The sequence below is a fragment of the Pseudomonas sp. 6D_7.1_Bac1 genome, assembly GCF_025465945.1.
In the GTDB taxonomy this organism is placed as follows: Bacteria; Pseudomonadota; Gammaproteobacteria; order Pseudomonadales; family Pseudomonadaceae; genus Aquipseudomonas.
Genome location: NZ_JANLNW010000070.1, coordinates 92,043 through 106,920, shown reverse-complemented (window position 1 = coordinate 106,920; position 14,878 = coordinate 92,043). Strand labels below are relative to the sequence as shown.

3 protein-coding genes are annotated in these 14,878 nt (G+C 56.6%); 2 read left to right on the top strand and 1 reads right to left on the bottom strand.

Going from position 1 to position 14,878, the window contains the following annotated elements; translation table 11 throughout:
- Positions 1-13 precede the first annotated feature (13 nt).
- Together NTD87_RS18735 and NTD87_RS18730 are read left to right on the top strand one after the other, a co-directional pair.
- A complete protein-coding gene (locus NTD87_RS18735) occupies positions 14-7,129 on the top strand; it encodes a TcdA/TcdB pore-forming domain-containing protein (RefSeq protein WP_262115603.1) in 7,116 nt (2,371 codons plus the stop codon).
- A gap of 125 nt (positions 7,130-7,254) precedes the next feature.
- Positions 7,255-14,244: a TcdA/TcdB pore-forming domain-containing protein gene (locus tag NTD87_RS18730; RefSeq protein WP_262115601.1), complete on the top strand. Its 6,990-nt coding sequence runs from the start codon at positions 7,255-7,257 to the stop codon at positions 14,242-14,244.
- A 15-nt stretch (positions 14,245-14,259) separates the two neighbouring features.
- Here NTD87_RS18730 and NTD87_RS18725 read toward each other — a convergent pair whose 3' ends face one another.
- A complete protein-coding gene (locus tag NTD87_RS18725; protein ID WP_262115600.1) occupies positions 14,260-14,856 on the bottom strand; it encodes a MarC family protein in 597 nt (198 codons plus the stop codon).
- Positions 14,857-14,878: the final 22 nt, after the last annotated feature.

Below are 14,878 nucleotides of genomic sequence, written 5' to 3'. Positions count from 1 at the left end.
TGAATTCCAATAAATGGAAGTATTGTTTGTGAACGAATCTAAAGCTCAGGGATTGGACGGTTATATTGAATTCTTTGGTCTTTTAAAACTTGTTGATCTTGAGCGAGCATTAAAGGCACACGAGGGGACGGCTGAGTATGATGCGGTGTTCCGCTATTACTTTGGCTGTATCGGATTACTTGATTCGCCAAGTCTACGAGAACCTCTGGCATTGTTGAGGCAGGCACTCGCGACTTTCAGTGTGCCCGCAGGTCGCCGACGGCGTGCGGCAGAGTCGGAGCCTGCGATGAGTCCGGGTGCGGATCACGCTCCAGAGCTGATGCAGATCCAGGACAGACTCGAAAACTTCGAGACACGTTTTACATACGGTCTTGAGCAGCTGGGTATTTCTGCCACCGAGGTGCCGAAAAAGCAGCATTTTGTCTGGCTCGGCGGCGGTCTCGGGGACATTCAGCGCGATTACATCAATATCTGGAAGCAGATCCTGGCCAACGAGGGTTATGAGCTGAAGCTCTGGTACGACAGTGATGCGTTGCTGGCCCATGAGACCAACCGGATTCTTGTCGAGGCGGCCAAAGCCGACGGTATGATTTGCGGTGGCGATGCGTTGACCCAGGGTGATCAACTCGCTGACTTGTATGAGGCGCGAGCGTTGGCATTGAAGAGCCAGATGTTCGCGCATATCAAGAAAGCGCAACAAAACGGGCAGAGCGCAGATGATGCACGAATGGATCTTCTGGTGCGTGGGTATGGTCAGGATAAAGTTGCCCTTGAAGCATTGAAAGACAGGAATCTTCGCAGCATTACCGGTCTCGCTGACAATCGGCTGGTGTTGCGTGATATCAACCGCGAGACTGCCGCGCTGCCGTTGATGGATATTTATGAGCGCGAGGTTGCGTTACGCACCAATCTTGCTGCGGCCTCCGATATCGTTCGCTTTCAAGCATTGGACAGCGAAGGCGGAGGGTACAGCGATGTCGATTTTTTGCCGCCACTCGCAAAAAAACTGGGCGATATAGAAACCAGCACGCTTGGGGCGGACGCGCGTCATGGCGCTTTGCAGTTGATCCTTGATCATAACCCTCAGTGGATGCCGGGCCGCCAGGTGCAACGTTCGAAGTACCAGAGCTACTTTGAAAGTATCCCCGAAGAGCACCGGGAAGCTTTGGAGCGTTTTGCCAACAGCAAGCCTTCGCTGACGGAGGTGTTCGTGGTGCCTGCCGATCGTGGTGTTCACCCCGACGGCCTGCGTGCAGCTCGCGTACAAGGCACCCTGGCTAACGCCTTCCTGTTGGCGCATCCAGGTTCGGCGATGGTTAAGTCAATCATGCAGCGCTTCAGGTTCAACTATGACGTCTTCGATGCAGTTGCTCTTGAGGTCTTGAAAAAAGGAACCGCACTGCATGACCGCTCGAAAGTCAGTGAGATTGCCAACGAAGTGCTTGAACAGAGGATTGGGCGGTTCGATGAGTTACCGGCTGAAGAAGCCTTTCGCGCAGCATCACTTGCCGGCGCAATGGCCGACTACTTCAGTGATGGTATTCGCCCGGAGGCGGGTGCTTCGATCTATATGACCGGACCCGCAGCGATGCGTGAGGGCATGACCACTTATGAGAAGGCGCATTTCACCCCCAAGGGGGCTGAAGCCTGGCGTGAATTGGCGACGCTCACAGAAGGGTTCAATGCACTGACTGAAGAGGAGAATGATCACTCCTGGCAAGAGAGCGCCTTAGACATCAACGAATGGCTCAAGACGGAGCAGGCGAGGTGGCGTGACGGCGAGTTGAAGGTTCGTTACAACGGTGATATGGCGCAATTGCTCAAAGGTCAGACCATCGATTTCGACGAAGGCTGGCCGGTGATCGAGGGTCGCCATGTGTTGTCGACCGATATTTTGCAACGTCTGGCCGATGACCTCGGTGAGCCGTTCTTGAACGCAATGGGTCAGTCCCTCGATGGTCCTGTGATCTTTGAGAAGGCTCTGCCACTGAACTTTGATGATCGGCAGACGATCATCGCTCAGCCCCCTGCGTCCTTGCCCCCTGAGTCGTTCTCCGGGCCGTCGACGCTGAACCTGTCGCTTGATGAAGTATTAGGGCGGCTCGCCGACGGGACGTTTCACGTCGCCCAATTGAGTCCGCTGCAACGTCTGTTGCTCGGAGCGTTGCTGGGCGCAACAACCCTGGACAAACCAGGCTTCGATGCACTCTCCAGTGACCTTGAAAACCTGGCCAATCGCGTTCGCGAACTGGGTGTGTCAAGTCGCTACGCGGCGATCGAACGTGAGCTGTACAGACGTCAAGCTCCGTCATTCCTCGCGGGCCTGGCCAGCTCTTTCGAATCCCCGCCAGCACATGGCGAAACAGCCCTGACACTCAGGAAAGACGCACTGGCGCAGCCATTGACCTTACGTCAATGGGGTAAGGCGGCGGCCAGGATCGAGCACCTTGCCAAGCTTGAGTACCGTGATCGGATCTTCGAGCAAATGGACATTGTCGTGGACAGTTTCGGTAGTGCCACTGCTCGACTGGCGCCGCAGGATTTGTTGCTCCAGGGGCCGGGCGATATGGTCGCGGGGCGCTGTTATCCGTTGGTGTTGGTGATGGCAGCCTCGATTGCGCAAGATTCGGCAGCGGTGGATACGCTGCGTGAGCGTTTTTATCTTGGGGTTCTTGAGCCCCGGGAGAGCGACTCAAGGGCATTCCTGCAAGCGCTGGAGGAGTTGCGGGGGACGGATGTCAATGCCATCGGCAGCACATTGGCGCGCTCTGGGCTGGATCAGGTCGTGGCCATCCTCAAGGAAAAAACAACCACCAGCACGCTGATGCTCAACTCCGACAATCACGCGATGTTGGTGGCTAAAACCATTAGCGGTGAGCGCAGTGGCTATCACTTTTACGATCCGAATTTTGGTGTATTCGAGTGTGAAGACCCACAGGTATTCAGGCAGGCGCTGGAGCGGTTTTTCCTGCACCACAAAATGGCGGAGCATTACGCCGCTTATGGCGAGACGAACCATCCGACCTTTGATCTGATTGAGGTGGATGGGGGACGGGTGTCTGAGTTGTCCCTCTCATCCTCGGGACACGTCGCGAATCTGCTGCAGCCTGGTGCGTTGTCCGGGAAGCCCTTGCGTCCTGGAAGGCAGCGTCTTGCCAGTGCCCGGGGACAATCGCTGGTGAACAACCCCAGACTGGGCAGCAGTCTGCTTGCGCTGGACAGCCATTGGTGGGGCCAGCAGATCGGGCAGGCGATCAACCGGCTTCAAGAGACAAATCAGTTGGCACCAGAGTGGGTGCCGTTGTTTGAAACGCTGGAAATAACCCCGACGGGTGAGTATCAGCTAAGCCTGATCAATCTCAAAAAACCTGAAAATCTGCTTCGTGTGAGCACTGACGACCCGCGATTTCTGCGTATAAAGAACTATCTGTCCGAGACTTTTTCGACCTTGGCCACCAAGCCGCCAGGGCTTATCAACGAACTCGATCCGACTGAAGCGGGCAGCGTTCATACCCTTAATGCCGGTTTCACCATTCAGGCCCTGTTGAACTCGCTACGGGCGCAGGAGGGTGGAGATAGGCCGCTGACAATGGCCGTGCGTCTGCATGCCTACGTAAATTATGCGCAACTGCTCCATGGCAACCTGGTTGATCTATTCGGTGTCATCAAATTGGCCCGACAGGCGTTGGCAGAAGTAAAGGTCATTGCTCGTACTTCTGCGTCGGTGGTGGGTGAAGCCCTGGGCCATGCGGCTAACGAAGGCGTGGGGGCAGTATTGGGGCTAGCCAATGTCGGGTTTGATATCTACCAGTTGGCCAATGCGCAAAGTGATGTTGAAAAGGCCCGGTTCGGTACTCAGTTAGCGTTTGACTCTGCCAGCATGGCGGTGACTGGGGCCGGGATCGGCGCGGGTTTACTGGGTGCGGGCAGCGTCGCCGCGGTATTGGGTGGCGGTGGCGTCCTGCTGGGTGGGTTGGCGATTGGTGTGGCTGCGCTCGCCCAAGGGTTTGCCACCATTGCTGAAGAGGCAAAGCAAGTCGGCAGGTTTTTTGATGAGCTTGAGAGGGCTCATCGTGGGGGAGGGTATCGTCTGGATGCAACCAGCGACAGCTGGATACCTGAGCCGGCAATGGTATTCAAGACCGTTGATTTACGCGCTGCGCGTCTGACGTTTGATAGTCCGATGCTGTTCCCGCTCCGTGATCATTTCGGGGTGCCGGACGTTGATCCGGATGACACCCGGGCAACCAACATTCGTCAGGCACTGGGTCTGCCAGGGACTGCCCGTTTTGCGCCGACGACCAGCCAGGTGATTGTGTTGCCCTGCACACCGCATACTTTTTATGGCTATGAGTACAAGGCCTTACCCTTTGCCACGTTTCGTCATGACACCGGTTTCGACACGGCCCGCCGCCTGGAGAAAAAGGACCGTAATGGCAACTGGCAATTTCTGTTTACGTTCTACTCGTTTCCCAGCGAATACATTTGCTATCGGCTGTATCCCGCCTACAGGCCAACGCAGATCAACATTGTGCTTGATTCTGTCGAGCGCTTTTTGGTGGTGCCTGTGCTGCCGAAGGCCTGGCACCATACCATCACCTACAAGATCGAAGGCGGTGGGGCACCTTGTTCGCTGGTCCTCAACCCAGGGGTGAACGTAGCGCTAGAGGCCCCGAGCCTCAAGACCATGAACTGGTCGTTGCTGGCGACTTGGGCAAACCCAAGTGATGTTCGGTTGACGGCCGCAGGGGAGCTGGTGATTGGCACCACTACGGTGACATTCACGGGGCGGGGTATTCACACGGTTGTGCTTAAGCTTGCCAACAATGAGCTCTTTCGAGTCGATCGTGGTAAGTCGCAACTTTTACTCATCGAACAGGATGCACCTTCGGGCATGAGTGAGCAGACGCTGCTGGAACACTTGAAGAGCCTGGCACAGGCGCATCGCCTGGTTCTGCCCTACACGCCTGTTCACAGGTTTGTCATTCCGTTCGAAAAGCCGACTGAACCCAGGTACACCACGGCCTACTACGACGCGGGTGAAGATCGATTCCTCTACATTCGCGATCCTGATGTGTGGTTTGCCGACCAAGCCCAGTTAGGTGCAGTGATCGATGGGTATGCGTATTTCTATCACCCGAGTAACTACGTGATCTGGCAAGTGGATGCCAACACCGGCTGGATTCACAAAGTTTATCGCCTGCTCGTTCAAGTCACCCAAACCAGTGTCATCGCCCGCTGTGAAGCCTTGACTGGCGGGGGCATGCAGGTGGTACAGAGCCTGAGTCGCGACGACGGTACGAGCGATGAACTGACCTATCTGATTCATGAGGGTGGAGTCTTTCTCTGTTCGATTACCCGAGGGCTGGAGCCCGGGTTGGACGTGGTTTTTAGCGCCCGCAGCGGTACGCTGGCTGACTGGAAGAAAGTGTTGGGCAACTATTACACGCCTCCTGAAAATACGGGCACCGAGTCATCAGACATTGTGGACTGGCAGCCGGCCGCCCTGGTTTCGATTTGCTGGAAACTCGACGCTAAGTGGCGGGACATGGCCTGGGTGCGCAGCAGTGATCGCTTGATCATCCGCCCTGTCCCTCGCAAGAATCATGGGCGAGCCTGGCCAGACTCCATCAAAAATATGAGCGAGCTGTTGCTGATCGCACCGCAGGGTAGTGAGGGCGATGTTTTTGTTGTCTATGACAAAAACTACAATCGTCTCCATCGGTTGCGCAAGTCCATCGGCACGGCCGGCGTTCAGTTATCTACCCAGTGGCTCGAGGTTGATGGCCTGACTGACATCGTTGCCGTTCAAGGCAGTTACCTGGCACGGACTGACGGCAACCTGTTCTTCAATGTAACGGCCGAGGGCGATGTACAACTGGGTGGTCTGACGGATCTCTGGTTCAAGGGCCGGGAGCACTGGTGGACAGCATTGACGACGGTAGCAGTGCAGCACCCGGTCGATAATTTTGCCTTACTGGGTTTGACCAACTTCAGTGGCGATGCTCGATTGTGTGCCTGGTACGTGGACAACCGTGTGTTGCTATCGGACCTGGGGCATGGCAAAGAAGTGCGGTTGCTGAGCATGACACCGGACAGGCAGGCTGCCTGGCTGTTTGACGTTTCGAGTGGCGAGCTCTATCGCCAGGCCTTTATCGATCCCGATCGCTTGAGTGTGGTATTTGAACGAGGTACGCAGCTATTGCAGGCTGATGCGCTGCCGGCTCCCGTACGTGATTGGGCCCCTTGGCGATTTGCCGATATAGCGGTGCAGGGCGCCGGGTTGCGGGCGACAACCTCTGAAGGCGTGGTGATGGAATTGCACGACCAGGCGCCTGTGCTGATCACCGGTGTCGAAAGCCATTGGGTGCTCGCACACACTGACGGCTTGCGTGAGAGCCTCAAGGCTCTGGTGCATGGCCATGGGCATAGCGCTTTTCTCCAGGTCTTCGAGCCGGAGAACTTGCAGTGGTATGTGGTTGCAAGCGAACGTTTGATACGGGTCGCGAAGCTCGAAGCCCCCGAATCCTTCACGCTGCTGGGCACACAGAAGCAAACCAGCGTGCTATTGCATGATGACAATGATGGCTTTTTACACGCCTATCCGCGCACGGGAAATATCGGCCCACTCAATTTTGTACAGCGTACGGCCGAAGTCATGGCAATCGAAGGTCAGATGAAACTCGGGGATCTTATGCCGATGATTCCCGACGGTGTCAGCACCCTGATTCTGCGTATGGGGCAGGGCGCAATGACTTGTCAGTTGTCTGAGGCCGCGTGGCTCAGGCTGGAATCGGTCATTGTCGATTGCCGACATTCGTTGGCGGGCGCGCCATCGATCCCCGGCAAATTGATCTGGGCCCTGGAAACGCCAGAAAAACTGCTGCTGAGCATCGTCCAGAATCATCTGATAATCATCGATCCAGACACCGGTCACAGCTTGATCTTTCGCGATGTGTATTCAGCGGATGTCACATTACGTGGCGAGGTCTTTCTGGCGATTAAAGGTTATCGATCGTTTGCGATATCGACACTGGTGAGCGTGCTGATTGACAAGAAGAGCGTCACGGGCACTGCAACACTGAAAGAACTTTTACCGGCCCGGTCGGTTGAGTTGGCCGAAGGTTAACCCTTGCAAGGGCCGTGACTGACTTCGGTTTGGACCTCGAATACAGCTGAATCAGCGTCGAACTTCTGTGTTTGTTCGGCGCTGCCACGCCGTGTGTGTATTAAATTTATAGGGATATAAACGTTATGAGTGAGCTTCAGTTATCGGGTGCGATGGGACAGCGATTTTCACAACTGTTCAGCCTGGCTGAAATACAAGTAGCGATGAAAGTGTTTTCGGATACTCCTGAATATGAAGCGTTGAATAGATACTATGTCGGGAGTTCTACGAGTCGGAGCGGGTCTGATCAACTGGCATCCACCTTGTTGTTTCAAGACACACTGAATGAGCTGATCAAGAAAAGACAGCAGCCTGTATCGGCAGAGCTGGCCGGTATCTCTTCACGGCTTGATGATTATGTAGTCAGGGCGAAAAAGACCATTCAGATGTTGACTTATGCTGCCGTCGAAGTCCCCAAAATCATGCATTTCGTTTGGGTCGGTGGTGGTATCGGGGATATTCAGAGGGATTACATCAACGTCTGGAAACAGGTGATGGCGACCGAAGGGTTTGGCATCAATCTCTGGTATGACGCCGATGCATTGTTGGCGTACGAGACCAACCGAATTATCGTCGAGTCAGCCAAGGCGCATGCGGCGATATCGGTTGCAGACATTGATGCATTGACGGCCAGCGAGCTCGGTCAGCTTTATGTTCAAAGGGCACGAGCGCTCAAGCAGCAGATGTATGACGCCATCACTAAGGCCACGCAGGCGGGACAGAGCGCTGATCAGGCGCGAATCGATCTACTGGTGCGTGCGTATGGACAGGATGAAGCGGCCCTTGAGAACCTCAAACAGCGCAACTTTAAATCGCTGAAGAAGTTACAGAGTGAGGGGGTCAATCTGCGAGAAATACGCAGTGAGTTGTCCGACAAGCCTTTGTTCGATATCTATGAGCGGGAAATTGCATACCGTGGAAACCTGGCGGCGGCGTCTGATATTACGCGTTTGCAAGTCGGGCAGACAGTCGGCGGTCTCTACAGTGACGCTGACTTGCTGCCTGACTTTCAGCGCTTTCTCGGCGGGGTTGATGTCAGTGTGTTCAACCCGCAACAGCGAATCGGACTGACGCAGCTGATTCTCGATCATAATCCGCAATTCATACCCGGCCGAGGAAAGGACTATTCGGATTTTCGAGGGTACATTCCTGAGCAACATCGCACGGCATTAGAGACTTTTGTTAAAAGCGCTCCTGCACTGACTGAGGTTTTTGCACCCCTCAAGGATGCCACCGTCGTACCTGATGGTGTGCGGGTCGCCAACAAGAATAATCCCTTGCAGGGACCCGTACCTTCGACGGAGCCCTTCAACGGACTGTCCAATGCATTCTTTATGGCTAATCCTGGCTCTGCCTATATCGGTGCGGTGATGGACCATATCCGAAGTAACTATGAGTTCAAGGATTGGGTGGCTAGCGAAGCGGCCAGGCAACACATATCGCCACAGGACAAAAAGCGTTTCGAGGCACTGATAATCGGCGAGTTCGAGAAGCGGTTTGGCCAGTTTTCCAAAATGTCGACCGATGAACTGCGAAGTGCGTCCAGCTTTGTAGAGGCCATCAGAAACTATGACGCTGATGGCATCAGCTTCGGGGCACAGTCGGCGATCGCCATGAGTGGGCCTTCCGCGTTTTCTGACGGTTTAAGAAAGTTCGTCACAGCGAACGCAGTTCCTGGGGGCGTCAAATCGCTCAGTGATCAAATCGATCTGTTCGAAGGGTTTAGCCTCGCAACGGAGGAAGAAACCAAGCACAGCTGGAAAGACAACGCTAAAACCGAACATGCCTGGTTGGAGCTTGAGCAAAAGAAAGCGCGTGAAGGTAAATACAACGCGCATTACAAAGGTAATGTCAGTGAGTTACTCAATGATCAGACGCTGGCATTCAAGCAAGGTTGGCCGGTAATCGAAGGGCGGCCGGTGTTGCTGACGTCGGTGCTGCAACAATTGCTCGATGATCTGGGCGAGCCTTTCATCCGGGTGATGAATGACAAGTTGAGTGGTGAAGTGACCTTCAACAAATCCTTCTCCCTCGGATTCGATGAGCGTCAGCAAATCCTGGCGCAGCCCGCCAGTGAACTACCGTCATCGGTCGGCGCCGAGTCGCTCGGCAATCTGAATGAAGCATTGACCCGGATCGCCAGTGGCAAGCTGCCTTTGGAGCAGTTGAGTCCGCTGCACCGTGTGGTATTCGGGGGGCTGTTCGGTGCGACGATCCTGGATAACGAAGGCTTCGCCAAGGCTTGGGAGGCTGCCCGCGTTCTGGCCGAAAACACTCAGGATCGGGGGCTCGCCGCGCGTTACGAACTGATTGAGCAGACCCTTCGCAGCCGATCTCCGACGGCATTCGAAGTCGGGCTCAAGGCGTCATCTTCGGCCGCGCAGGGCTCCCGGCTGCTGAAGGCCCTGGCCTTCGCAGAACCATTGAGTGTCCGGCAATGGGGGGAGCACATTGCGCGAATCGAGACGGCGGCCAGGGAAGAGTATCGTGGATCGATACTGCAGCGAGGCAACCCTGTTCACCAGCGCCTGTTTCAGGCAGGGGCCATCTCCGCCAAGCAGTTGCCGCAAGAGCTGCTGGTGCGTGGTGTTGGCGATCCGGGCCGGCGTTGTTATCCCTTGGCGCTGGTCATGGCGGCGGCCCTTGAAAAAGGCGATGCAGCAGAGCGTGCATTGATCGGCAGGCTGGCTTTGGCCAGCCTTGCCGGGGACGAGCCTGAAACCCTCGTTTTGCTAAGGACCCTGGATGACTTGCGCACCGTCCCCATGGCGCAGTTCGGCGCAAAACTGGGAGTGGCGAACCTGGCGGCCGTCATGCAGCTCCTAGAGCAGAAAACCGTTTCCGCCAACCTGATGCTCAACACCGAAAATCACTCGTTGCTGGTGAGTAAAGTCGTGGGGCAGGACCGGATCTCCTATCGTTTTTACGACCCCAATTTTGGCCTTTACGGGTTTGAAAAAATCCAGGATTTGCAGCAAGGAATCGAAGGCTTGCTGCAAGATCGGACCCTTGCCGGGCTCTATGGCATCGAGGAGGTTACTAGCGCGACCTTCAATCTGATCGACCTCAGCGGTTCGAGCATTGCCGACAGGCATCTGCCTTCTCAGGTGACCGTCGGCGAGTTACTGAGTCGCGAGCCGATTGTCGGGGGACGGACCGTCGACCCCTGGCAGCGTCATGCGGCGCTGCGTGCTCGTTCGTTGTCGGAGAACGCCCGTCTGGGGCGTAGTGTTGCAGAACTGGACGGCCGCCGATGGGCGAGTGTCATTCGCTCGGCTTCCCTTAACTTGATCAAGAGCCAGTCTCTCAAGCCTGAATATGTGCCGATCTATGAAACGGTGACACCGGCTGCCGAGGGTAAATGGACGCTTTCGATGATCGACAGCAAGGACCCGGCGAGGACGGTGAACGTCACCGTCGATGATCCGCGACTGTTTGAAATCAGGAACTGGCTGCGCGAGCGTTTCGAGAGCATGGGAAAACTGCCGCCCGAAGCAGCGCCCCATGAGCCTGCGGCGGTCAATACCATGAATGCCGGCTTTGCGATCATGGCCCTGATGCAGACCTTGCGTCATTACGAAGGCGTCGACAAGGAGAAGAGTGGCGCGCCCATGGCCCTGGCCGTGCGCATGCACAGTTACGTGATTTACACCCAGCTTATTCATGGTGTAGCCGCGGATCTCGCGGGGGTGATTCAACTGGTCAGGCAGGCCTTGCTCGACGAGCGCCTGATTGCCCAAACTACCTCTAGCGTACTGGGACGCACGCTGGGGCGTGTGGCGGGAGAGGGTGTTGGCAGTGTCCTCGCGCTGGTCAACGTCGGATTCGATATCTATGAGTTGGCGACGGCGGACAATGCCCCGGCCAGAACGGCGGCCGCTGTGCAGTTGAGTTTTGACCTGGCTGGCGTGGCGCTGGCTGGCAGTGCGTTCGCAGTGGGCGGCACGTTTGGTGCTATCGCCGGCCCGCTGGCGGTGGTTGTCGGCGGAATAGGCTTTGGCCTGGGCGCTCTGGCACGTAACTACAGTCTGATTCTTGAGCGGGCCCAACAGGTCGGGGAGTACGTGTACCGCCTGAAATCAGCCATCAGCGAGGGTGGCTACACGGTGGTGTCTGGTGTTGTGCACCCGATGCCTGAAGCGGTTATCACCGCTCTTGATCTGCGTGCCCGGCAGGTGAGGCTTGGTAGTCATCAATTATTTCGAGCGCACCGACCCGGGCTGGGTTTGCCGACGGTCGAGGGCGATCTTCGCCGCGCCATCAACATGAGAGAGCGTTGGGGGTTGCCGGAACACGCTGATCTTCCTCAAGGCATTCAAGCGGTCATCCTGCCCTGCACCCCGATATCTTATTTCGGTTACGACTATCAACTGATGCCGGGGGCCACCCATCGCCATGATCTGGGCTTCGATGAGGCCCGCGAGCTGGAGTACAACCGTGAGGGTGAGCGCATATTCTGGTTCGATCCCTGGACGCCTTTCGAGTACATCGTTTACAAGCTGTTTCCGAACTATCAGCCGACCTCGGTCAAGATCGTGTTGGATGAGCAGTGCCGTTCCCTCTACGTACCGCTTATTCCCCTCGAGTGGCAAGGGAAAATGTCTTACGACATTGAGGCGGTGACGGGGCAATACTCACTGTCGCTCAGTCCGGGGGTAGTCGCTGTGTATCTTTCCAGCCAACGTGAGTCGGCGTCTCTACGCTGGGTCCTGCGCGCGACGTGGGCGAGCGATGCTGTAGTGCTTTTTGAGCCACAGGGCTTGAAGATCGATGGCGTCGCGGTGCAGGTCGCCGTTGATAGCGAGATGTATCTCGAACTGGAGCAGGGCCAGTTGTTCCGCGTGGACTGGTCTAATCGGCGGTTGAATCTTCTGGAGCAGAATCTCCCGGACGAGAATGACTCCGGCGCGCTCAGGGAGCGCTTGACTCGACTGACTCATGAACATCGTCTGGCCAGCCCCTATCTGCCGTTGCACAACCTCAAGGTACCGTTCGTGGATCCGCAGTGGCCTGTGCACACCAATGCCTTCTATGAGGTGGCGCGGGAACGCATCCTGTATGCACGCGATCTGCCGAGTGCCGTCAATGCCGAGGTCCGCCTGGGCGCGGTGGTGGGCGATCATGTGTATTTCTATCATCACGACCAACCGACCCTATGGCGTGTCGATGCGCTTACCGGCCGGGTCAATCGGCGCTACCGGTTGTTCAATCCGCAAAAGGACTCGCGGATCGTCTCTTGTCAGGACGTGGAGGGGGCCATTCATGTTGTTCAGCAGGTCACCGATCATGAGGATGTCGACTATCGATTCGACTACCTGCTGCACCCAGACAAGGTCGAGTTGACTGCCGTTGCGACCACGGTGAGTGAAGAGTTGCCTTTGAATTACGACGTCGATTGGCAAGGCTGGAATGCTTTCCTGGAACGTTTCAATGCATTCGAGGTGGATAACGATGCTTCGGTCGAGACGGCCGGGGACATCAAGACCTGGGAGGCGGCGATAGTTCTCTCGTTTCAGGTTCATTCCCGAACACAGACCTATTCAGCCTGGCTGCGGGTTCGAGATGAGTGGTTTGTGTCGAGCAAGGACCTCGGTATTCAAAGCCCTATCCTGCTGGCATCGTCGCGCGACGATGGCAACAGCATGGTCTTTTACGAGGCGCAGAAAAAAACCTTGTGGACTTGGCTGCGCCGGCCAGACGCAACGACAGGTGTTTTGCGCTCGCTGCTCAATGATGTGGACAGTGTGGTGGCGGTGGCTGACGGATTCGTGGCGCAGACTGTGCACGGCCTGGTGTTCGATGTGCGCAATGACACGCTGACGCTGCGTGCGCTCAATGAGCATTGGTTGCGGGACCGTAGTGACTGGCCGACAGCCTTGGCGGCTGTGGCCGGGCAGTATCGGGTGGCCGGACTCGATATCGTCGGGTTATCCGGCGCTGACGGTGCGCCCTTATCCGCTCGGTACCTGGCGCAACAGATTCTGTTGGTCGGCTCCGAACAGGGCCGGAACGTGCGCACTGTGGGCCTGACACCCGATGAAAAAGCCGTGTGGCTGTTCGCCTCTGAAAGTGGTCGACTCTTGCGGCAGCCGCTGTTGACGATTGAGCAGATGCGGGCGTTGTTTGATCGCGGTACACAACTGCCGAGACATGATTTGCTGGCGCCCCTGCAACACGTCTGGCGAGCATGGTCGTTTATCGAGGTCACCGCACTGGGCGGCGGCTTGCAAGGGAGAACCCGTGAGGGGGTGATCCTCGAACTGATGGATGGCCAGCCCGCCTGTATCGTCGGTGTGAACCAGGACTTCATGCTGGCACGGGGGGCTACACAGACGCCCGAAGAACGGATTGCCGAGTTGATTGCCGGCCAGCCTCACAAGCCTTTCCTGACCGCCGGGGAATATCCACTGGGTTGGTTCAACTGGTATGACACCATTGCCCGGCGACTGTTCTCCTCAGATGGCAGGGCCGATGGCCAGTGGGTCACCTACCTAGGAGTCCTGCACGATCAAGCTTGCCTTTTGTACGACCCTATCGATCTCTTGTTGTTGAGCAATGACAAAAAGGTCTGGACCCATCGGCTCGTTGCATGCCGGGACCGGCAAGTGCTGGCGATCTATGGCTCGGAGGTTATCAGCGAGTTACAGCCTATGCTGCCTGACGGCATCGATACGCTGGTGCTGGGCTGCGGGCGCGAGGGTATGACGTGCCAGGTGGCGGTTGAGGACTGGGATCGGCTGGATTGCATCGTGGTCGATGTTGCGCGCCTCCAGTACTCGAAAAACGAGAGCGCCAGCGAGTTGAGGCTGCAGATGCAGAAGCTCGACAACTGGTGGGTGTCTTCGAGTGGTGGGCATTTGCTGTTAACGGACCCTGACAACGGACACAGCCTGATTTTCCGTAATGCTCTGGGGCTGGTCACGACGCAAAGGCTCGAACTGGGACTGACACTTCACGTGCAAGGCGACTATCAGAACTTCCTGCTGGAGGAGTTAGTACAAGCCTTGGTGGGCGTTGGCGAGGAAGGGCAATACCATGAGCTTGCCGGGATGCTCGATCTATCCAACGAGGTCTGAGCAACGACTCGGGGGTCAGGGCACCAGATACCCCTTCACCCCGGTAAAAATAATCTGTGCCGCCAACGCACACACAAACAAACCCATCAACCGGCTGACAATCTGCAAGCCCTGATCGCCGAGAATCCGTTCGATGCGGTTGGACAGGTACAGCACCACGCCGACCGTCAGGCTGGCCATGGCGATACTGAGGATAGCAGTGAGTTTATCGTCCCAGTGCGGCTGGCTGACGCCCATCACCAGCAAGGCCCCGATGGTGCCGGGGCCGACGGTGAGCGGAATGGTCAGCGGGACTATGGTCACGTCCTGCTGCACGTTGTCGGTCTGGACCGCTGACTTGCCCTGAGCCATGCCCAATGCCGAGATGAACAGCACGCTGCCGGCGCCAATGCGGAACGCGTCTACGGTGATGCCGAACACGCTGAAAATCACTCGCCCGAACAAGTACAACAGGACGCTGGAGACCAGGGTCGCGAGGGCGACATTCCAGGCCAGTCGCCGCCGTTCCTTGTTGGAGTAACCACGGGTCAGGCTGATGAAGCAGGACAATACGAAGAACGGGCTGTAGAGCACCAGCATCTTCAGGTAAACGCTGAACAACACGTGAAGCATGGTGCAAGCTCACTGGCGAGGG